Source organism: Chitinophaga dinghuensis, assembly GCF_003259435.1.
Taxonomy (GTDB): Bacteria; Bacteroidota; Bacteroidia; order Chitinophagales; family Chitinophagaceae; genus Chitinophaga; species Chitinophaga dinghuensis.
This window is the reverse complement of record NZ_QLMA01000013.1, coordinates 22,312-42,460: the sequence shown is the minus strand read 5'-3', so window position 1 is coordinate 42,460 and position 20,149 is coordinate 22,312. Positions and strand designations below refer to the sequence as shown.

General features: G+C 44.8%; 20 protein-coding genes and 1 tRNA gene. 13 read left to right on the top strand and 8 right to left on the bottom strand.

Annotated elements, in window-relative coordinates; all coding sequences use genetic code 11:
• The first annotated feature begins 67 nt into the window (after window positions 1-67).
• Window positions 68-745, top strand: a complete 678-nt coding sequence (locus CLV59_RS28070; RefSeq protein ID WP_146616343.1) for a C40 family peptidase — start codon at window positions 68-70, stop codon at window positions 743-745.
• 271 nt (window positions 746-1,016) lie between these two features.
• On the opposite strand, the gene CLV59_RS28065 is transcribed toward CLV59_RS28070, so the two are convergent.
• Entirely contained in the window at window positions 1,017-2,414 is a 1,398-nt protein-coding gene (locus CLV59_RS28065) for a lipopolysaccharide biosynthesis protein (protein WP_211324043.1), read from the bottom strand.
• 199 nt (window positions 2,415-2,613) lie between these two features.
• Between CLV59_RS28065 and CLV59_RS28060 the strand changes: the two genes are divergently transcribed.
• The 7 genes from CLV59_RS28060 to CLV59_RS28030 all read left to right on the top strand — a co-directional run bounded on the left by CLV59_RS28060 (window position 2,614) and on the right by CLV59_RS28030 (window position 8,319).
• Window positions 2,614-3,264, top strand: a complete 651-nt coding sequence (locus tag CLV59_RS28060; RefSeq protein WP_170137950.1) for a methionine biosynthesis protein MetW — start codon at window positions 2,614-2,616, stop codon at window positions 3,262-3,264.
• A gap of 141 nt (window positions 3,265-3,405) precedes the next feature.
• On the top strand, window positions 3,406-4,311 hold the full coding sequence (locus CLV59_RS28055; RefSeq protein WP_111595432.1) for a glycosyltransferase: 906 nt from the start codon (window positions 3,406-3,408) through the stop codon (window positions 4,309-4,311).
• A 28-nt stretch (window positions 4,312-4,339) separates the two neighbouring features.
• The gene (locus tag CLV59_RS28050; protein ID WP_111595431.1) at window positions 4,340-5,065 is read left to right on the top strand and encodes a class I SAM-dependent methyltransferase; all 726 of its coding nucleotides are present in this window, start codon (window positions 4,340-4,342) and stop codon (window positions 5,063-5,065) included.
• An 11-nt stretch (window positions 5,066-5,076) separates the two neighbouring features.
• A complete protein-coding gene (locus CLV59_RS28045; protein WP_111595430.1) occupies window positions 5,077-6,078 on the top strand; it encodes a glycosyl transferase in 1,002 nt (333 codons plus the stop codon).
• A gap of 14 nt (window positions 6,079-6,092) precedes the next feature.
• Window positions 6,093-6,479 carry a sugar 3,4-ketoisomerase gene (locus CLV59_RS28040; RefSeq protein ID WP_111595429.1) on the top strand — a complete coding sequence of 129 codons (387 nt, stop codon included), beginning with the start codon at window positions 6,093-6,095 and terminating at the stop codon, window positions 6,477-6,479.
• Window positions 6,476-7,558 (top strand): DegT/DnrJ/EryC1/StrS family aminotransferase, encoded by a 1,083-nt coding sequence (locus tag CLV59_RS28035; protein ID WP_111595428.1) that lies wholly within the window; start codon window positions 6,476-6,478, stop codon window positions 7,556-7,558. The genes CLV59_RS28040 and CLV59_RS28035 overlap by 4 nt, the downstream gene beginning before the upstream one ends.
• Before the next feature lie 2 nt (window positions 7,559-7,560).
• Window positions 7,561-8,319, top strand: coding sequence for a glycosyltransferase family 2 protein (locus CLV59_RS28030; protein ID WP_111595427.1), 759 nt, complete (start codon window positions 7,561-7,563; stop codon window positions 8,317-8,319).
• A 221-nt stretch (window positions 8,320-8,540) separates the two neighbouring features.
• Here CLV59_RS28030 and CLV59_RS28025 read toward each other — a convergent pair whose 3' ends face one another.
• Window positions 8,541-11,078 (bottom strand): YfhO family protein, encoded by a 2,538-nt coding sequence (locus CLV59_RS28025; RefSeq protein ID WP_111595426.1) that lies wholly within the window; start codon window positions 11,076-11,078, stop codon window positions 8,541-8,543.
• 343 nt (window positions 11,079-11,421) lie between these two features.
• Between CLV59_RS28025 and CLV59_RS28015 the strand changes: the two genes are divergently transcribed.
• Window positions 11,422-12,228, top strand: a complete 807-nt coding sequence (locus CLV59_RS28015) for a queuosine precursor transporter (protein ID WP_111595424.1) — start codon at window positions 11,422-11,424, stop codon at window positions 12,226-12,228.
• Window positions 12,229-12,287: 59 nt separating this feature from the next.
• Here CLV59_RS28015 and CLV59_RS28010 read toward each other — a convergent pair whose 3' ends face one another.
• From CLV59_RS28010 to CLV59_RS27995, 4 genes are all read right to left on the bottom strand, one after another.
• Window positions 12,288-12,740: an NUDIX domain-containing protein gene (locus tag CLV59_RS28010; protein ID WP_111595423.1), complete on the bottom strand. Its 453-nt coding sequence runs from the start codon at window positions 12,738-12,740 to the stop codon at window positions 12,288-12,290.
• 12 nt (window positions 12,741-12,752) lie between these two features.
• Window positions 12,753-13,691, bottom strand: coding sequence for a magnesium transporter CorA family protein (locus tag CLV59_RS28005; RefSeq protein WP_111595422.1), 939 nt, complete (start codon window positions 13,689-13,691; stop codon window positions 12,753-12,755).
• Between the two features lie 30 nt (window positions 13,692-13,721).
• The gene (dapF, locus tag CLV59_RS28000; RefSeq protein ID WP_111595421.1) at window positions 13,722-14,507 is read right to left on the bottom strand and encodes a diaminopimelate epimerase; all 786 of its coding nucleotides are present in this window, start codon (window positions 14,505-14,507) and stop codon (window positions 13,722-13,724) included.
• Between the two features lie 137 nt (window positions 14,508-14,644).
• Window positions 14,645-15,523 carry a nucleoside phosphorylase gene (locus tag CLV59_RS27995; RefSeq protein WP_111595420.1) on the bottom strand — a complete coding sequence of 293 codons (879 nt, stop codon included), beginning with the start codon at window positions 15,521-15,523 and terminating at the stop codon, window positions 14,645-14,647.
• A gap of 204 nt (window positions 15,524-15,727) precedes the next feature.
• On the opposite strand from CLV59_RS27995, the gene CLV59_RS27990 reads away from it, so the two are divergent.
• Window positions 15,728-15,798, top strand: a tRNA-Cys gene (locus tag CLV59_RS27990).
• Between the two features lie 61 nt (window positions 15,799-15,859).
• Here the strand turns inward: CLV59_RS27990 and CLV59_RS27985 are convergent.
• Together CLV59_RS27985 and CLV59_RS27980 are read right to left on the bottom strand one after the other, a co-directional pair.
• On the bottom strand, window positions 15,860-16,459 hold the full coding sequence (locus tag CLV59_RS27985; RefSeq protein WP_111595419.1) for an FMN-dependent NADH-azoreductase: 600 nt from the start codon (window positions 16,457-16,459) through the stop codon (window positions 15,860-15,862).
• Between the two features lie 363 nt (window positions 16,460-16,822).
• Window positions 16,823-17,308: an ATP-binding protein gene (locus CLV59_RS27980; RefSeq protein WP_111595418.1), complete on the bottom strand. Its 486-nt coding sequence runs from the start codon at window positions 17,306-17,308 to the stop codon at window positions 16,823-16,825.
• Between the two features lie 345 nt (window positions 17,309-17,653).
• Here CLV59_RS27980 and CLV59_RS27975 point away from each other — a divergent pair, with 345 nt between their 5' ends.
• The 3 genes from CLV59_RS27975 (at window position 17,654) to CLV59_RS27965 (ending at window position 19,920) form a co-directional block, all read left to right on the top strand.
• Window positions 17,654-17,896: a helix-turn-helix transcriptional regulator gene (locus tag CLV59_RS27975; RefSeq protein WP_111595417.1), complete on the top strand. Its 243-nt coding sequence runs from the start codon at window positions 17,654-17,656 to the stop codon at window positions 17,894-17,896.
• Between the two features lie 240 nt (window positions 17,897-18,136).
• Complete coding sequence (locus tag CLV59_RS27970) at window positions 18,137-18,691, top strand: RNA polymerase sigma factor (RefSeq protein ID WP_146616342.1); 555 nt, start codon at window positions 18,137-18,139, stop codon at window positions 18,689-18,691.
• A gap of 77 nt (window positions 18,692-18,768) precedes the next feature.
• A complete protein-coding gene (locus CLV59_RS27965) occupies window positions 18,769-19,920 on the top strand; it encodes a FecR family protein (RefSeq protein ID WP_111595415.1) in 1,152 nt (383 codons plus the stop codon).
• The last annotated feature ends 229 nt before the right edge of the window (window positions 19,921-20,149 follow it).

Genomic DNA, 20,149 nt, shown 5'->3' with positions numbered 1-20,149 from the left:
GTGAGATTCCCATGGAAAATTGAAAATCTTAAAATATTTTAGCGAAAAATTAACCAGTCAAAAAACTATGAAGAGCGTCAAGAGGAATCTTATTGTGAAATTATCGGTTTGTGCATTGTCACTCAGTTCCTGTTCAGCGCTTCATAAGAGTACCACCAGAACACCGGCCAAACCATCAACTGCGACAGCCGGCAACACAGGTACCAAGGTGGAGTTTATTGAAGGCATCAACACCAGGGCCAAACCTAAACCGATTGCAAGCCATAACAGTAAGAATGTAGGCATCAACAGTAATGTGACCATGGGCAGCGCTATCCTGGAGAATGCCTCCAGCTGGCAGTTCAAATATGCACAGATGCTGGATGTACCCGTAGAGAATGTACTCAACGGACGGTTGTACAATTTTATTGAGGAATGGATGGGGACTCCTTACCGTATGGGCGGAAAAACCAGAGATGGAATTGATTGCAGCGGTTTTGTAAATATGCTGATGAACACCGTATTTCAACTGAATCTAATCGGAAACTCCGTACAATTATTTAATCAGGTAACCCGACTGAGTAAAACCCAATTACATGAAGGAGACCTGGTATTTTTCCGCATCCATCACAAACGTATTTCCCACGTAGGCATTTACCTGGAGAATGATAAATTTGTACATGCGAGTACCAGTAATGGCGTGATGATCAGCGATTTGAAAGAGGCGTACTGGAAAAGGTATTATGCGGGGGCGGGGAGATTGTAGCGGCTTGGGTTCACGCAGAGGGCGCAAAGAAGCAAAGGTCGCAGAGAGGTAGTGGAGATGGAGGCAGGTTGGGTTCACGCAGAGTAGAGGGTGGAGGAGATTGAGGCGGATTGGTTTCACGCAAAGCAGCAAAGGGGCAAAGCAGCAAAGGATAGGAGGAGGTTGGTTATGGTGTAGTGGTGTTGTTTTTTTTGTTGTTAGATAAGATATTAAAAACCCGCAATGGTGAGACCATTGCGGGTTTTGTTTTTTTTGGGGGGGACCCCCTTAATTATTTTCTGATCACTTTTGCTTTCAGATTGTTCCACATGATGTTTACATCTTCAGAGAGGTTGGCCATAATTACCGACGCGCCGAAAATGAGGACATACAGCCCGCTGCGAATGATCGTGTCTACATAAATATTCAGCATAAATGGTAATTGCCTTACTATCAGGATGGCTGCGGCCCCTATCAGCAGTACCCAGAGCGTTTTCCAGGAGAAAGGTTGAACGCCAAAGCGGAACCAGATGAAGCAATAACGTATAAGATTGAAGATGGTAACGGTGATCAGGTCTGCATAGGCAGCGCCGGTGATATCCCAACGTTGCACAAAGAAGTAATTCAGCGTGATAGAAAGTACTACCAACAGGATGGAACAGACAAAGTCGAACCGCCAGTAATTGGAGGTTTGTATGATCTGGTTGTTCACCCCAGTAACCAAATCCACCATTCTGGCGATACCCAGTACAAATACAACACTGGATATATCTTCCCAGCCATGACCAAGGAATAATACCAGATTATTGGTGCTCAGCCAGATAGCGCCAAATATCCCCATCCCTACTATGGACAAGGTGATAGAGCTTTTAGTATATAACTCCGCAATTTTTGCCATATCCTTGTTTTTCCAGGCAGTGGCTAAAATGGGGGTGGTGATGGCATACATGCTACGTTGTGGCACTTCCATGAAGTTCACCACAAAGGTGGCATAAGAGAAAAGTCCCGCCTGCGCCAGTCCTTTTACACTGGTGATAATGAGTACATCATTCATTTTGCGCAGCAATGTGAATACGTGAGACGTAAATACATAGCTGCTGAAAGTGACCATACGCTTGCCGAGACGGCGGGTAACGCTGCTGAAACCTCCTACGATTTTCAGTTCTCCAGTTTTCCATATCACTATCAACAGTGCGACAGCCGCCATGGCATAAGGCACACTGAACAGATCAATGTATAATTTAAAATTGAGTTGCGCGACGCCGAATATGACGAGGATTACGGTGGAAACGATGCGTAGTCCTGCTTCTTTCCAGAAATTGGACGCAATCGTTTTATGAAGGCCCCAGGCAAATCCTTCCAGCATATTATATACCAGAATACAGAGTGTTAGCGGGTATAATGCGTAGAAGTAGTCTATCAGCAATTTACTGTTGCCACTGAACTTTCGAACAATCAGATCGTGGAAGATCCAGGCGAACAACAAAAAGAGGAGATAACCTAACGCAGAAACGAAGATGGTTATTTTCGGGAGATCATTTTTCTTCGGTGTCAGATAATCCTGATAAAAGGGGAAGAACTTATTGATCACCGGAACAGCACCAAGAGAGGCGACAGTAGCCAGAAGCGTGGCTATATCTATCAGTACACGGGTGAGGCCAATTTGTTCTTTGTTGAATATATGGGGCATTAACACCAATAGGTTAAATGCGCCAAAGGCAAAACCGATGTAGATAGATATAGATGAATAAAGACTCTGTTTTCTGACGATTCCCATGTATTTGTGCTGTAAACCTGCAAATATAACGAAGGTGGCAATATCGGGAAAGATATGCAATTGTTTTATGTTTTATTCTTGCACATCCGCCGGGATTAGGTTTAATTTGCGCATGCGTAACGACAACCGGAATTACAACTATAATGATTACCCTTCTGAGAAGCGAATGGAATATACGCTGGTAGCGGATCTTATACCTACTGGCAGCCGTGTGGTGGACCTGGCCTGCGGTAATGGCGCACTGATGGAACAGTTAATCGCAACGCGTCAGGCGGTTTGCGAAGGTATCGAGCTTTCCCCTTCAGGGGTGGAAGTATGCCAGAGTAAAGGCCTGAAGGTAATAGAAGGACGTGTGGATGAAAAACTACCCTATGCAGATAACCAATTTGATGTAGCTGTATGTAATGTCACTATCCAGATGCTGATGTACCCTGAAACGCTGCTCTCCGAAATGAAACGGATAGCTCCTCGCCAGGTGATCTCCTTTCCTAACTTCGCCTATTTCAAGAACAGACTGGATTTACTGCTGAATGGCCGTATGCCTAAACAATTGCTGTTTGGTTATCAGTGGTATAATACAGGGCATATCCATCAGCTGTCTATCCGTGATTTTGAGGAACTGGTAGCAGCAGTGGGAGGATTGGAAATTACAACCCGTAGTTTCGTGCCGATGGGTATGAAACCAATAGATATGCTGGGTGGGTTGTTTCCCGGTTGGTTCCGGAAGGTGGTGATCATGGAAACCCGCCGGACTAACGGATAATAGCGTGTTTCGGTATTTAACAACATATTAGGAAAATCGAGCGACTGATTCTGTTTTAATTTGAAACAGTTGCATATTTTTAACCTATTTTTGCTGATGCGCTGTTTTAGAATGTAAATTTGCGCCAATCTGAACCAGAATATGGGAAAATTCGCACCTATTATTTTTATGGCTTATAAGCGGCCGGAGCTGACCAGGAGAGCCCTGGAAAGTCTGGCAGCCAACCCCGAAGCTGCAGAAAGTGAGTTGTTTGTTTTTGCGGATGGTCCGAAAGACAATGCAACAGAGCAGGATTTGCAGCAGATAGCCGCTACCAGGCAGGTGATTCGTAGTCGCGACTGGTGTGGTATGGTGCATTTACAGGAAAAGGTGAAGAATGAAGGTCTTGCCAACTCCGTGATCCATGCGGTGACGGATGTGTTGGATAAGCATGGACGTGCCATTATCCTGGAAGATGACCTGGTATTATCGCCTTGTTTTTTACAGTATATGAATGCGGCGTTGGAGATGTATGAAGACGAGGCTATGGTGGCCAGCATTCACGGTTACGTATATCCGGTGAAGGAGCATTTGCCGGAAACTTTTTTCATACGTGGGGCCGACTGTTGGGGCTGGGCGACTTGGAGTCGCGCCTGGAAACAGTTTGAGCCAGATGGTTCGAAGCTGTATGATGCCATTCGGCTGAAAGGAGAGAGTGCCGCTTTCAATTTTGATAACAATTACGACTATATGAAAATGCTGCATAAGCAGACAACCGGGAAAAATGATTCCTGGGCTGTTCGCTGGTATGCATCGGCATTTTTGAAGAATATGGTGACCCTGTATCCGGGAGCTTCCCTGGTGCAGAATATTGGGATGGATGCTTCTGGAACGCATATGGGAGAAATGGATGCGGAAACCTTCGATGTGACGTTGGCGAGTAGTCCGGTGAAGTTGGTGAAACAGCCGGCAGTAGCCAGTATAGAAGGAACGCAGGCGTTCATAGCATATTTTAAGTCGATAAAACCAGGCTTTCTGCAACGAATCAGGACAGCCTTCAAGAAATAAGTCAACATTAAACAGAGGAGTTCAATAAATGGGATTTTTCCAGCAGCTACTTCAGAAAGAAACATTTAACCCGGGACCTCTCGGGATTGTCATCAACCCGTTTTATATTGCCCGCCGGGGTTTGTATAAGGAGATGTCCAGGGTAGGTACCCAGCTTTCCGGACGTTTGCTGGATGTAGGCTGTGGTACAAAGCCATATAAGCAATTGTTCCAGGTGAATGAATACATCGGGCTGGAAATTGATACTACTTATAACCGTGAGAAGAAAGATATTGACGTATTCTACGACGGTACGGTATTCCCTTTTGAGGATAACAGCTTCGACTCTCTCTTGTGTAACCAGGTACTGGAGCATGTTTTCAATCCGGAGGAATTTCTGCAACAGATCAACCGGGTATTAAAGGTGGGGGGAAAAGGTATCATCACCGTACCCTTTGCCTGGGATGAGCATGAGCAGCCGTATGACTACGCCCGTTATTCTTCTTTTGGATTGAAAAGTTTGCTGGAAAAGAATGGTTTTGAGGTGATAGAGCTGCGTAAATCGGTGGCAGATTTGAGGGTGCTGACTGTTTTAATGAATGGCTATCTCTATAAAAAAACGGTGAAATATCGCTTCCTGCGCATCTTTGCAACGATATTACTGATGTTTCCTAATAACGTGATTGGTTCGATCATTGGGTTGATTATGCCTCGCAATGAGGATCTTTATCTGGATAACATTGTATTGTTTAAAAAAGTGAAAGCGACTAAATAACGGAGAAAAGGATGAACGGGAAAAACAACACTTTATATTACTGTACCTTATTTGACAGCAATTACTTGTCGCGCGGACTGGCCATGTATGAGTCGCTCGCTGCGGTATGTAATCATTTCCACCTGTATGTATTTGCATTTGATGATAAATGTCTTCAAGTGCTGAAAAGTATGCAGCTGGCTAATATGACTGTCATCTCCCTAAAAGAATTTGAAGATCCGGAATTACTAAAGGTAAAGCCTACACGCAATAGAGCCGAGTATTGCTGGACCTGTTCTTCCTCTACTATATTGTATTGTATCCAGCAGTTTCAGTTGGATCACTGTACTTACATTGATGCAGATCTTTACTTCTATAATGATCCGCAGGTATTAATGGATGAAATGGGCGACAGGTCTGTGATGATCACAGAGCACCGTTATACGCCCATGTACGATAAGAGTAAGCTGAGTGGAAAATACTGTGTGCAGTACGTGACTTTCCGCAATACCGAAGAAGGGATGACCGCCCTTCAATGGTGGCGGAATGCTTGTCTGGATTGGTGTTACGACCGTCATGAAGAGGGTAAGTTTGGGGATCAGAAATATCTGGACGACTGGACTACTCGTTTCAAAGGCGTATGGGTGATGGAGCATCTGGGCGGAGGACTGGCATTGTGGAATATACAGCAATACCAAGTCTTTGAGGAGAATGGAAAATTGATGTGCAGGGAAATTACTACTGGCAAAGAGTTTGCGCCGATATTCTATCATTTCCATTACCTGAAATATTTCAATGATGGCACAATAGAATTAGGTCGACGGATTATTACGCCGGATGTAAAAGAGCTGTTTTATAAGCCTTATATCAAGGCGTTGGAAGTGGCAAAAAAAGAGATTAATACGGCAGATAACAGTTTTGATCCGCATGGCTCCCGCATGCGTCCGGGAGGGTTGAAAGCCATACTGGTAACAGCCTGGAGGAAACTGAAAAACGTGTATCATATTTATTCACTACAGGAATTAGGCCTGTAAGAAGCGGAAATCACATGGCACATATTATTGAGCTGACCACACATAGTGATAAGAGAGGTAATCTTACTGTAATTGAAAAGCAGATACCGTTTGAGATCAAGCGTATCTTTTATATTTATGGAGTAGATGATTCCATCAGAGGCGGGCATCGTCATCACACCACCATACAGGCTGCTATCTGTGTACATGGTAGCTGTATTGTATCCAACAATAATGGAAAAGAGAAGCAGGATTTTGTGATGGATCATCCGAATAAATGTCTGATCATACAGCCGGAAGACTGGCATACTATGCATCATTTCACGCCTGATGCCGTATTGCTGGTGATGGCTTCCTCTGCTTTCGATCCGAAAGATTATATCTATGAACCTTACGATATAAACGACAAACTAGGGTTATGATTGATTATGAAAACCTCGGCTTACTGAATAAGCCATTCTTTGAAGAGTTAAAAGCGGCTTTCAACGAAACACTGGAAAGCGGTTGGTATATACTGGGCAATAAGGTAAAGGAATTTGAAGAAGCCTATGCCGCCTATCATGGCAGTAAGCATTGCATTGGTTTGGCCAATGGTCTTGATGCGCTGACATTGGCATTGCGCGCATTCAATTTTGAACCGGGAGATGAAGTGATTGTACCTTCCAATACGTATATCGCTACTATTCTGTCTATTGCTCAATGCAACCTGAAGCCGGTGTTGGTAGAACCGGATATTCATACTTACAATATTGATGCTTCCAAGATTGAAGCGGCTATAACGCCCCGTACCCGGGCGATTATGGTCGTGCATTTGTATGGCAAGAGTTGTGAGATGGATAAGATTGTGGCCATCAAAGAAAAGTATAACCTGAAGCTGATAGAAGACTGTGCGCAATCGCATGCTGCTAGTTTCAAAGGGCAGCTGACGGGCACTTTCGGCGAGTATGGCGCATTTAGTTTTTATCCTACTAAGAATCTGGGCGCTTTAGGCGATGCCGGCGCTATTCTTTGCAATGATGATACGTTGGCGGTGGCCATGCGCAGGTTACGGAATTATGGTTCTGATATTAAATACCATAACGAAGTGGTTGGTGTGAATAGTCGCCTCGATGAAATACAGGCAGCATTTCTGCTGATCAAGTTCAAGTATCTGCAACAGATTACTGATCATAAACGTAAGCTGGCGGCTATTTATCATGAAGGACTTAAAAGCGATTTCATCAAACCGGTAGTGCATCCGGATTATTTCGATGTATATCATATCTATAATATCCGCCATGAGCGCAGGGATGCGCTGAAGCAGTATTTGCTGGAGAATGGCGTGAAGACGGATATCCATTATCCGATACCTCCGCATCAGCAGAAAGCGATGAAGGGGATAATTACAGGAGAGTATCCAATATCAGAGGAGATTCACCGCACAACATTAAGTTTACCTTGTTCTTACTGTCATACTACGGCTGATATTGAGAAAGTGGTGGAAGTAATAAATAAATTCTAACTGTGACGAATAAACGATTTTCACCGGTTATCAGCATTATAACCGTTTGTTATAATGCTGAACAGTATATAGCGCATACCATCGAGAGTGTTTTATCGCAGACATATCCTCATATTGAGCATATCATTGTGGATGGAGCGTCGAAGGATAAGACGATGGAAGTGGTGGCGCGTTATGGGGCCAGGTTGGCAAAGGTGATATCAGAGAAGGATAAGGGGCTGTATGATGCCATGAATAAGGGTTTGCAGTTAGCCACCGGGGATTATGTTTATTTTCTGAATGCCGACGATGTATTTCTGGATACGCAGGTATTGGAGAAAATGATGGCCAGTTGTGAGAACGCGGATGTGTATTATGGAGAGGCTATGTTTCTGGATGCGGCGGGGAAGGCCTTGGGTTTGCGTTCGGAGCTGACTCCTCAAAAGGTGCCTGAAAACCTGGACTGGAAAAGTTTGCAACATGGCATGGTGGTATCTCATCAGGCATTTATTGTAAAGAGAGATATATGTCCGCCATATGATCTGCGTTACAAGGTGAGTGCGGATATTGATTGGATGATCAAAGTGCTGAAACAGACTAAAGTGGCGTGCAATACGCATTTGGTGGTGGCTGGATTTAGAGTGGGAGGGACTTCCAAGCAGCGTCAGCGCCTGGCGTGGAAAGAACGTTACCAGATTTTGAGCCATCATTATGGGAAGGTTTCAAATTTCCTGCATCATTTGTATATAGCGGGGAGATATATCGTATCTAAGAAGTATTAAGTGTTTTGATTAAATAATTAAAAACCCTGATGGTGAAGGCCATCGGGGTTTTTTTATGGGATATGGGGAGACCACATTTGTTCGGTACTGACAGGCTCTCTCATAGATTATCTATTCTCTGATTTGTCGGGTCTCGTCTTCCAATGCCTAATTTTTTTAAGATAAAAAAGGAGTCTGCTTGGATGGCAGACTCCTTTCCTTTTATATATTTTCAACTGTTATTATACAGTTTTCTTTTTATCATTCATATACTGCCAGATGAATCCGCCAGCAGCGATGAGCAGCACGAGGATAGAGGAGATATATGAAATCTTCGCTGTTTTGTAGAATGTTTGCGGTGCAAATTTCATTTCCACTTTATGCTGACCTGCAGGGATTTTCAAACCACGCAGTGCATAGTTGGTGCGGATGATATCTGTTTCTTTACCGTCGATGTATGCTTTCCAGCCGGCAGGGTACCAGATATCGGAGAACACTGCGAAACCTTCCTGGCTGTTATTGGAAGCGTATTCCAGGTTGTTCAGGCCATACTTGGTCAGTTTAATACTGGCCGTTGTATCTGCCACTGGCTGGAAGGAACCGCCCAGTTTAGGTTCGAAGCGTTTATCTACCACAGCGCTGTCTTTCACATCCAGGTAGCCGAGTGTTTTCATTTCGGTATTGGCATCTGGCGCATATACGATACCTTTTACGAACCATGCATTTCCGTATGCCTCAGGGTTACGTTGAGCTACCATTTGACCATTTTGACCAGGGAAGATCAGGTATTTGGTATTCAGCATATCCAAGATACGCATATCCTGTGGAGTAGGCTTGCCGGTCGCAATGTGCTGGTATGCAGGTACGAGCAGATGATCCAGCATATCCTGGTATATCCACAGTTTAGCAGGACTATAACCACCGATGTTTTTGTGGAAGTAAGAAGGAGCGGCATTGTCGAGTGGAGCGCTGAGGTTCCATACACGGTAATACGGATCCGGGTCTTTCTTAATTTCCAGGTCGGCAGCAGTAGGTTGCAGTTCAGACATGAAGGTGCTGTCGTCTACAAAGCTGTCTGTATTCAGGTATTTTTTGTCTTCCTGCCAGAGGTCGATCGTAATAGCAGCAATGGTGACTACTGCCAGTACGGTCATATTGATTTTGTTTTTCAGGAAGGCCCAGAGTGCGCCGGCGCCGATGGCAATAAAGAGCAGAGATCGGAGGCTGTCTTTCAGCATCAGGTCTGCGCGGTCTTTTTCCAGTGCACGGATAATAGATTTGGCATTTTCTTCTCCGCCGAAATATTGGCTGAAGCTACCGAGGAGTCCTGCATCATGGTGACTGGTGAAGTTCATGGTGTAACTGCCTGCGATACCGAAAATTACTACTACGCCTGCAGTAGCGAGGGTAGCATATTGTAATTTTTTCAGCAATACGGTGGTACCGAGCGTGCCTTCCACAATTTCCTGTAATGCGAGAATAGCCAGCACCACAAAGGAGAAGGAAGGTATAATCAGTGCCATTGCCGGGGCACGGAATTTATTGTAATAAGGCAGATGGTAGAAGAGGAATTCGTTTACAATCATGAAGTGATTGCCCCATGCCAGTACAAACCCGATGATGGTGATAGGAATCAGCCACCAGATGTGCCAGCTGCGTACTATCAGTAACGACAATACGAAGAGGAGGCAGATGATTGCGCCTACATATACCGGACCGGAAGTTCCTTTAGGCTGATCGCCATGGTACATTGGGAAAGGCGCCTGTTGGAGAATTTGTTCTGCCTGTGCTTCAGGAGCGCCGATTTTCACCAGTGCCTGGTAGGTATTGGAGCCTACGCCTGGTTTCTGGCTGGAAGAATTACCTGCATAGCCTGGAATGAGGAAGGTGAAAGATTCTTTCACGCCGTAGCTCCAGTCGTACGCATAATCGATATCCAGACCGGTGGATTTGGTATCTTTTTTAGAGCCGCCTGATTCTTCCGGAGAGTGGATGGTCAGTTCGGATTTGCTGCCACGCATAGTATATTCTGCGTATTCCTGCGTCACTAACAGGGTATTGATAGAAGGCATTACGCCGAGAATACCAGCTACCAGCAGTATACCGGATGCTTTGAAGAAAGCAGGCAGTTGTTTGGATTTATAGAAATGAATAAATGCTGCAATCACTACAACACCAATGCAAATGAAAGTATAGTAGATTACCTGCAGGTGGTTATTATAGATAAAGAGGGCGGTGGCCAGCATGGTGAGGGCGGCGCCGCTGAAGTATTTATTCCGGTAGGTGAGGAGGATACCTGCGAATACAGCCGGCATCAGCGCGATGTCGTACATTTTGGTAACGTGGCCTACATCTATCAGAATCACATTATAGGTACAGAAGGCGAAGGCAATTGCTCCGGCAATCCTGATCCAATATTTAACGTTGAGTACGCATGCCAGGATATACATACATATCATGGCGAGGAAAAGCATGTTAATAGGGTCGGGCAGAAAGAGGCATACTGCCCTGTTAACAAAAGCTATCTTGTTGGCGTTAGGGCCGGTATAAACCACATAGGTGGGCATTCCTCCGAACATGCTGTTGGACCAAAGCGGAATATCGCCTGTCTGCTCGTAATAGTCTTTCGCTTCTTTGGCCATTCCCTGCACGTTCATCATGTCTGACTGGTTCACCACCTTGCCCTCCATTGCCGGAGCGCAGTAAATTGTAGCCAGGATCAGGAAGATTCCTATTGCTGCCAGATGTGGTAGTATGGCTTTTAGCCAGTTTTGCTTCATCGGATATTTTGGATTTAGTTTTAAAGAAACAAAAATAACTGTAATTTATCCGAAATTTCAATATGCGCTGGATACGTTTTCTATTAAAATTTGTGTTTATCTGCAATGTGTGCTTTATTATCGGCGAAATCCTCCGCATAACGGCATATAATCATGACTGGGACGCTGTGCTGATGCACGTGCTGGTGTTGGGAGTAGGTATTGCCTTTCCGCTTAATCTGGTTGTCAGTCTTTTAATCGCTTTATTACTGCTCCTGAAAAAAATTGACTGGAAATCATTGCCACCGTGGGTATATTTGCTAAATCTGGCAATACTCATCGTACAACTTTATATAACTTTCTGATGATAAAACAAATGTTGAATGACAGGCCGACAAAGCTGTTTCTTGGTTTTGCGTGCTTTTTTGTTGCAAATGCCCTCATTGCAGAATGTATTGGCGGAAAGTTATTCTACCTGGAATCTTTGTTTGGGCTTCCGGTACATACTTTCTCGCTGCTGGGTCAAAATGGATTATCGCTCACCCTTACTGCCGGTGTGCTGTTATGGCCGCTGGAGTTTGTTATGACGGATATCGTCAATGAATACTATGGTCCTAAAGCGGTACGCAGGATTTCTTATACCGCTGTTATCCTGATATCCTATGCCTTCCTGATGTTTTACATTGCCATCAAAGTGCCGGGATCGGATTTCTGGAAGGGAAGCAAAGCGGCGGACGGGATTCCCAATATGCAAACTGCATTTGACAGTATTTTCGGGCAGGGCATGTGGATTATCTTAGGTAGCCTGGTGGCCTTTTTGGTGAGCCAAATTGTGGATGTTACCGTATTTCACAGGATTAAGAAACGTACCGGAGAGAAACATGTATGGCTGCGTGCCACTGGTTCTACCTTAGTTTCTCAGCTGGTAGACAGCTTCATTGTATTGTTTATTGCCTTCAAAGTGGGGCAGGGATGGAGTTGGCAGCTGGTACTGGCCATCTGTATGGTGAATTATACTTACAAAGCAATCGTTGCTATTGCAATGACGCCTCTAATTTACTTCCTGGAACACAGAATTAACAAATACCTGGGCGAGGAAACCGCAGCTCGTATGAAAGCGGCGGCCATGGGGAAAGAGCATCCCTTGGTGGCGCCTATTAATGCAGATTAGATAAAATATTGCAGATAAAAAGAGAGCGGTTGTATCCTTCGATGCAACCGCTCTCTTTTTTAATATTTTTCTTTCACCATATCCGCTACCACCTTATCGATGGGCAATGTGACGGCTGCTGAAGAGAAGTCTTCCCAATCAATCCATCTGGCACTTTCCATCTCCTCTGTGCCTGCTGGTACAACAAAGTCGAACGGCTTATCAATGGTAGGCGCTGTAAACGCTGATACCGGCGTAACCAAGTAATAGATGGAGATAATTTGCGTTACATTATCAAAAGCAGATATCTGGAAGAAGTCAGTAGTATAAATATGTTCTACTACTTTGACATCTTGTCCCAGTTCTTCCTGCCATTCGCGTACGATACATTCCAGGGTACCTTCTCCGAATTCGAGGCCACCGCCAGGGAATTTGGTATAGTAGCCGCCGCGGATGTATTCATCGCTTACGAGGACTTGTTTTTTCTCATTGATCATGATGCCGTATACCCGGACATTGAAACCTGTTGTCATAATATCAATTGACTAGAACCATTTTTTCTTCATGAAATACCAGCTAATGATCACTGATATTGCCAGGGAGAGCATAATGGGAATATAAAATGCGTGTACGGTATGCTGATATGGGATATCTACGTTCATGCCGTAGATACTGGCCACCAGCATAGGAAAGGTGAGTACGATGGTAATAGATGTCAGGCGTTTCATCACCACGTTCAGGTTGTTGGAGATGATACTGGCAAATGCATCCATGGTACTGCTGAGGATGTTGGTATAGACGTTTGCCATTTCAAGGGCCTGGGAAGTATCTACGATCAGATCGTTGAGGAATTCTTTTTCATCTTCGTTGAGGCCAAGGAAATTGGTACGTTCCAGTTTCATCAGTAGTAGTTCATTGCTACGCAGCGCAGTAACGAAGTAAACGAGACTTTTCTGTATCCGCATGATGGCGAGCAATTCCTCGTTACGATTGGAGTCGTAGAGTTTTTGTTCCAGTATATTCCTGCGTTGATTGATTTCCTTGAGATAATCGAGGAAATTGACTACTACTTTTTCGAATATTTTCAGCACCATCATATTCCTTTTCTCCGGGGAGCGGTTATGGAAGGTGTTAAGGAATTTCTTGATAGCGGTATTATCGAACGAGTTCACGGTAATAATCTGATTGTGTGTCAGGATGATTACGATGGGAATGGTGATGTAATAGGCATCACTTTCGTTGATAGAATTATTTTCTGTGGGTGTTTTCAGTACTATCAGGCGGACTTTATCTTCCAGTTCGTAGCGGGATCTTTCGTCGATATCGAGGGAGTCGGTGAGAAAGTCTAGCGGGATGTCCAGGTTTTCAGACAGTTGTTCGAATTCACTTTGTTTCAGTGGGGGAGTGATATTAATCCAGGCGCCGTCTTCCGGGGCCTGGATTTCCACTGTTGTAGCGTCAATATTTTTAAAATACTGGATCATCAGGTGGTAGGAAATGGGGGGAGATGAGGATTACCGGATCTGCATTTGTCCTTCGAAAACGAGGGTGGCAGGGCCACAGAGCCAGATATCTTCAAAGCTGCGTTCACCTGTTTTGATGAATTTCACTTCCAGTTGTCCGCCCAATGTTTGCACTGGGATGACATATTCCTGTTCTTCTTTTCCGGCGAAAGTCAGTGCTGCGGCGGTAACGCCTGTTCCGCAGGAATAGGTTTCATCTTCCACGCCTCTTTCGTAGGTACGTACGAAGATGCCATTTTCGAAAGGCTGTACGAAGTTGACATTGGTGCCTACTTCTGCGAATCTTTCGTTGTAGCGGATTTTGCGGCCTTCATCGAAAACGTCGGTAGATTGTACATCGTCTACAAATTTGACGAAGTGTGGGGAGCCGGTATTGAGGTAATAATACAGGGGACCGTGTTCTACATCGTCGACGTTTTGCATTTTGAGGTTGACCCAGTTATCTCCATCGATGGTGGCTTCATGAGGGCCATCTACAGCGATAAAGGAGAAGGTGCCGTTGCCAACACCCATTTTATGGGCGAATGCCACGAGGCATCTGCCGCCGTTGCCGCACATGGTACCTTCGCGACCGTCGGCGTTATAGTATTTCATGGCGAAGTCGTAATCTTCGCTGTTATTGAGCAGCATAAGTCCGTCTGCGCCAATGCCGAAGCGGCGGTCGCAGAGTTCGTGCACCTGTTCGTCTGTCAGCCAGTTGTACTGGCCCTCGCGGTTGTCCATGATAACGAAGTCGTTGCCGGTGCCCTGGTATTTATAGAAATGAATCTGGTTCATGAACACAAATATAATTTAGATATCCTGGAGATGCAAAATATCAAATGGTTATGGCGTGGTTTGCGCCTTTGGCACTTTTTGCTGTGAGGCAGTAAAGCGACAAAGGCGCAAATGGAGATGTTTTGTTATTGCTTTGCTTAGATCGCAGCGATAATTTCCAGACCTTTTTTGATCAGGTTGGAAACGGCGGCGCCGCTGTCTTTACTGAATTCCTGGCGGATTCTGTTGGCAACAATAGCGCTCACGGAGAGGCATTGGTGGCCGAGTACGCGTCCCATACCGTAGATACCGGAAGTCTCCATTTCGAAGTTGGTAATACGGTGATGGTTATACGAAAATCCGGTAAGGTTATCGATCAGGTTAGGATTGGAGAGCGTGCCTCTGAGAACACGACCTTGAGGCGCATAGAAGCCAGGGCAGGTAACGGTGATACCATGATGGAAGCCTTCTCCGAAATGACTGGAGAGGGAGTTGGCAGCCGCAAAAATAGTAGGGCTGGCGCTACCTGGATGCAGTGCTACTTGTCCGCGGAAAGCTTCCAGTAATTGTTTTTCTTCTTCCGTTGTTTCGAAAGCATAGTAAGGCATGAGGTTATCGAGGCCCAGGCCGAAAGAGGATACTACGAAACTGTCTACCGGAATGCTATCCTGCAATGCGCCGGAGGTACCGAGGCGAATGATCTGGAGAGAAGTCAGGTCTTTTTTTACCAGGCGGGTATTGAAGTCGATATTTACGAGCGCGTCCAGTTCGTTGAACACGATATCGATATTATCTGTACCGATGCCAGTAGAAACAACAGATAAACGTTTGTTGCCGATATATCCTGTATGTGTCACAAATTCGCGGTGTTGGAACTTACCTTCGATTTTATCGAAGTGTTGACTCACTGCGCCTACTCTGTCTGGGTCGCCAACGGTGATGATGGTGTGTGCCAGTTCTTCCGGTCTTACATCGAGATGATATACCGCACCGCGGCTATTAATAATCAGTTCTGATTCAGCAATACGTTTATCCATGTTATAAATTTTTATTTTCACTAATTCGTTTCAAACGCTTATTCAGGGCCCAATATTCACATGTTCTGTTCTATTATCAAAATATTTTTTCAGATATTTTTTAAATAATATTTGGTGATTATCAGAATTTTACTACTTTTGCAATCCCAACAACGAAACAGCATGTTGCTAAACGGGTTAAAAATAGTAACATTGCAAATATAAGGTTTCATGGCCGAGTGGCTAGGCAGAGCTCTGCAAAAGCTCGTACAGCGGTTCGAATCCGCTTGAAACCTCTGAAAAGAGTCGCTGAGAAGCGACTCTTTTTTGTTTATCCCCGACCTGTTTCGGCTGTTCTCACCAGTTCTCCAGGATCTTATCGTAATCTGCCTGAAAGCCCGGCATCACGGTGCCTTCTATTCTGAAAGTTTTTACAGTCGTATCACCGATATAAGTATTAAACACGGCATGGATATGAGATGCAATAAATTCCGGTACATTCGCCCTTTTGTCCAGTATTCCGCCAGACGCGATCGCGAGGAAAATAGTTTTTCCGTTAAACCGGCCTTTTCTGAGACCGCGTTCATCATAGTCGTATGTAACGCCTACCCGTACCAGTTGATCTAACCAGGCCTTTAATAGGGCCGACATGCCCAGGTTGTACATGGGAGTGCCAAGTACGAGCATATCGGCAGTACTTATCTCGCTGACAATAGCATCTGCATAGGTCATGAGGGATTGTTCTGCAGCGGAGAGCGTTGCCGGATCTTTATAAAAAGCATTGATCAGTTCCTGTTGCGGCGGCGGTGGTGGCAGCTTTGTAAGATCGCGTTCAATGACGGCATCAATTTCCTGTTGCCGGAATAGTTTTTCTATAATAGCCGAACTCAGGCCTTTACTATAGGATGCATTTTCTCTGGCGCTGGAGATAATGTGCAAAGCAGTTTTCTTTTTCATATCATCATGATTTGCCTGTAAGACGAATGATTTTCTTTCATGGGGACATGATGGATAGAAAAAAAATATAGGGAGACAAATAGCTTTCTGTTTTCATTTTGTTACCCTCATTTTCGAATAAATACGAGGATTATTCTGTGCCGATTTTTTTCAGAAATAATGTTGATTTTGCTGGTACCAATGCAGGAGAAAACTGTCTGTAGATATAGACAAAAGTTCGCCGGCCAGGATTAGCCGGCGATGTATGAAATTACCTCCCGGAAAACGGAGGTAGTAAAGCCCACTGTTGAAACAGCGGGCATATATATTCCAATCGAATGTGTGTCAGATTAGGCGTTTAAGTACAGAAAAGGGATGCAGGGATCAGACTGCGGGGAGCCGGATTGCTATGCTGCATGTAGAAGATGTGCAGGAAGCGCTGATGGCGCCTCCCAGTAGTTGTATAGTTTGTTGACAGCTATAAAGGCTGGTACTATCAGCAGGTTGGAAGATTTCCTGTAATCTGTTTTCAGGAAAGTGTTCGCATGTATTATGGGTAATGATGATGGTCAGTTGTCCTGCAAAGAAGGTTACTTCCATATGGATATTGCTATCGATGGGAGCGGATGTGATGGCGTTGGAAAATACTTTTTCCAGGACAAGATCCAGCCGGGCAGTATCCGTATAGATACTGCCTTTAGGAAAAAAGGAGGTGGTGAGGGAGCGGCGTTGTTGTTCTGCCTTTCGGCGATGATGATAAAAGGCAGTGCTGCAATAGTCCGCGATACTACAGATATCCATTACTAATTGTTCCCTGGTGCAGTTTTTCTCAGGGAGGCTATCAGTGACAGTTTCTTGCTGGGATTCCACTATTTATTGAGGTTTTGAGGTAAATAAACAGTCACGTGCATGGTATATAAAAAATATGCGCGGGACTCTTACGATGACGCGATCGGGCGGCTGTAGGAAGCCTTTGAGCACGCACAAAGAAGAGCCCGCGCAATGACGCAGGCTAGCTTCTCCGTCTTAGTGGCTCCTTCGAAATTTCCTACATTTCCCGATCCACGGTGACGAAAAGCAGCGTCCAAATATTTTTGGGGCTGCAAAATACAAAATACGTAAATAAAATATAAAAGTCTATTAAAATAGGCCCTATTAACGGATGGTTAACTTTAGTAGGTGCTATATTAACATGGCCTATGTAAATTTGACTGAATGTCAGTCAAAAAACAATATATCACCGAAAGCGAATATTACCAAAGGTTGGGCCAGCGGATAAAGCAACTGAGGATTGATGCCGATTTTACCAGCGCTGAATCGTTCGCAAGGGAATACAATATTGGAAGAACCCAGTATCTGGCGTATGAGAAGGGGAAGAACATGACACTGGAAACCATCATACGTATTGCCCGCGTACATGAAATGACTGTAGAGGAGCTGATAATTGGGATAGAGTAATTAATTACTACGCTTATCGAATGACTACCGGACAGACATGATGCTTCAGCCGGATACTCTCCTTTTGGTTACAATGAACCCTTTTATTTCTTCCAATTTCTTCAAAAAATTGATGTCGAAAAGGATGTCTTTGCCTTTTTTATTTTACTACTCGTATATTTATCCCCGGATACACAAGATAATAATGCCAACTAGGAAATATCACTTGTAGTGGGTGGAGCAACTAATTTATATCAGGACTTGACATTACTGGAACGCATCGGAGATGGCGATGAACAAGCTTTTGCGGTGTTCTTCCGGGAGATGGCGCCTGTTGTCAGGGCGCATATACGTTGTATCCTTCAGGATGATGAAGAGGCGTTGGAAGTGTTGCAGGAAACATTCATCCGGGTGTGGCTGCAGCGGGATAAACTCGCAGCCATTGAGCATCTGACGGCCTATATCAAGCAGATTGCAGCCAGACAGTGCTTTACGGTTATGCAGCAAAATACCTTGCGTAAAAAAAGATTGGAAGAACATATACCCGTCGCCGTAGTGAACAATGAGGGTGAACATTTACTTTCTTATAAAGAGTCGCAGAAAGTGCTTCATGAGGCCGTAGCAGATCTGCCGGCACAACGAAAACAAATTTACCTGTTAAGCAGGTCGAAGGGAATGAGTACCCTGGAAATTGCCAGTGAACTGAATCTTTCTCATAGTTATGTCCGTAATGCCCTGAGTACTGCTCAGCAATTTATCCGGGAACGCCTGCGTAAGGCCGGAAAGCATTTACCAGTAATACTGTTAATGCTTTAAAAATTTTTTTTCATCGAGATGAGTACATCCGGATATTCTGTATGGTTTAGTATGTAAAGACCTTTATTCCGGCATTTATGGAGCAGCAACGAATAGTGTATTTATTGGGCCAGCGGGCAGCGAATCGGCTGACAGTAGCAGAGCAACAGGAGTTTGAGTCGCTCCTCGAGAATCCTGCTATGGAAGACGCATTTGTGCAGGCTGCGGCATCCATGGAAATACCGCCGGAGTGGGTAACAGCCTATGATGCGCAATTGGAAAGTGTATTGGAGGCTACCCTGGCATATGACCGCCCACCGGTGCGCCGTATGACGCCCGTATTCAGAAAACTGGCTGTCGCGGCAGCCATTGCATTACTGGTTGGCGCAGGTTTATACATGTTGCAATCTCCCCATCGGCAGCCGGAACTGGCGCATGCCGATGCTGCTCCAATCATTGCTCCTGGTCAGACAGGCGCTATTCTCACCCTGGACGATGGTTCGCAAGTGGTGTTGGATAGTCTGGGTAATGGCTGGCAAACCACCCAATCCGGCGTAAAGCTGAAGATTACCAACGGTCAGCTGCAATATACCAATGAAGGAACAGGAGGAAAGGTATCTACCAATAGCACCAGCACTCCCAAAGGACGCCAGTTTGCGCTGATACTGCCAGACGGCACGAAAGTATGGCTCAATTCAGAGAGCATCATCACTTATCCGACTGCTTTCACAGGGAACAAGCGCTCGGTAAAACTCAGAGGGGAAGCCTATTTCGAAGTAGCAGAAGATCCTCATCATCCATTTATTGTACAAGTGAATGGCCAGACATCCGTAGAGGTGCTGGGAACGGATTTTAATATTAAAGCCTATAGCAACGATGCCCGCATGGAAGCTACCCTCGTAAATGGAGCAGTGCGGGTGATACAAGGTCAGGATAAAGCCATCCTGAAACCAGGACAGCAGGCCCAAATGACAGTGTCCGGCATGACAGTACTGTCGGATGTAGACATAGAACAAGTCAGCGCATGGAAAGACGGACTATTCAACTTTGAAGGTATTTTATTACTTGATGCAATGCACCAGATAGAAAGATGGTATAATGTTAAGGTGCAATATGAGAATGGTGTTCCGAACATCCGATTCGGAGGAAAAGTCAACCGTAATGTCACACTGAACGAGTTATTGCGCATCCTTGCACGCGCAGATCTCAGATTCAGACTGGAGGGCGACAGACTAACCATATTACGCTGATAGCACTGGAATAACAGTTTATTCAGGCTTACCAACTTAAAAATGCAATGGTTTCCATTGCAGGGGCATTTTATTGCCTTTATCAAACGGAATGTAAAAGAGAGCCGTAAAAAAACAAAACCGTTTCAGGGTGAGAGCTGAAACGGTGGCGGTCGGGTCAATTTTTCAGATATAGCTTTTATTAACCAAAACCGTAACAAATCTATGAAATTAAGGCAAAGGAGGAAGC

What these genes read in the sequence shown, in the direction of transcription:
- dapF (WP_111595421.1), bottom strand. Translation starts at nt 14,507, where the DNA reads ATGAACCAGATTCATTTCTATAAATACCAGGGCACCGGCAACGACTTC.
- CLV59_RS27975 (WP_111595417.1), top strand. Translation starts at nt 17,654, where the DNA reads ATGTCAGTCAAAAAACAATATATCACCGAAAGCGAATATTACCAAAGG.
- CLV59_RS28050 (WP_111595431.1), top strand. Translation starts at nt 4,340, where the DNA reads ATGGGATTTTTCCAGCAGCTACTTCAGAAAGAAACATTTAACCCGGGA.
- CLV59_RS28045 (WP_111595430.1), top strand. Translation starts at nt 5,077, where the DNA reads ATGAACGGGAAAAACAACACTTTATATTACTGTACCTTATTTGACAGC.
- CLV59_RS28025 (WP_111595426.1), bottom strand. Translation starts at nt 11,078, where the DNA reads ATGAAGCAAAACTGGCTAAAAGCCATACTACCACATCTGGCAGCAATA.
- CLV59_RS27985 (WP_111595419.1), bottom strand. Translation starts at nt 16,459, where the DNA reads ATGAAAAAGAAAACTGCTTTGCACATTATCTCCAGCGCCAGAGAAAAT.
- CLV59_RS28035 (WP_111595428.1), top strand. Translation starts at nt 6,476, where the DNA reads ATGATTGATTATGAAAACCTCGGCTTACTGAATAAGCCATTCTTTGAA.
- CLV59_RS27995 (WP_111595420.1), bottom strand. Translation starts at nt 15,523, where the DNA reads ATGGATAAACGTATTGCTGAATCAGAACTGATTATTAATAGCCGCGGT.
- CLV59_RS28070 (WP_146616343.1), top strand. Translation starts at nt 68, where the DNA reads ATGAAGAGCGTCAAGAGGAATCTTATTGTGAAATTATCGGTTTGTGCA.
- CLV59_RS28005 (WP_111595422.1), bottom strand. Translation starts at nt 13,691, where the DNA reads ATGATCCAGTATTTTAAAAATATTGACGCTACAACAGTGGAAATCCAG.
- CLV59_RS28010 (WP_111595423.1), bottom strand. Translation starts at nt 12,740, where the DNA reads ATGACAACAGGTTTCAATGTCCGGGTATACGGCATCATGATCAATGAG.
- CLV59_RS28055 (WP_111595432.1), top strand. Translation starts at nt 3,406, where the DNA reads ATGGGAAAATTCGCACCTATTATTTTTATGGCTTATAAGCGGCCGGAG.
- CLV59_RS28065 (WP_211324043.1), bottom strand. Translation starts at nt 2,414, where the DNA reads ATGCCCCATATATTCAACAAAGAACAAATTGGCCTCACCCGTGTACTG.
- CLV59_RS27965 (WP_111595415.1), top strand. Translation starts at nt 18,769, where the DNA reads ATGGAGCAGCAACGAATAGTGTATTTATTGGGCCAGCGGGCAGCGAAT.
- CLV59_RS28040 (WP_111595429.1), top strand. Translation starts at nt 6,093, where the DNA reads ATGGCACATATTATTGAGCTGACCACACATAGTGATAAGAGAGGTAAT.
- CLV59_RS28060 (WP_170137950.1), top strand. Translation starts at nt 2,614, where the DNA reads ATGCGTAACGACAACCGGAATTACAACTATAATGATTACCCTTCTGAG.
- CLV59_RS28015 (WP_111595424.1), top strand. Translation starts at nt 11,422, where the DNA reads ATGATAAAACAAATGTTGAATGACAGGCCGACAAAGCTGTTTCTTGGT.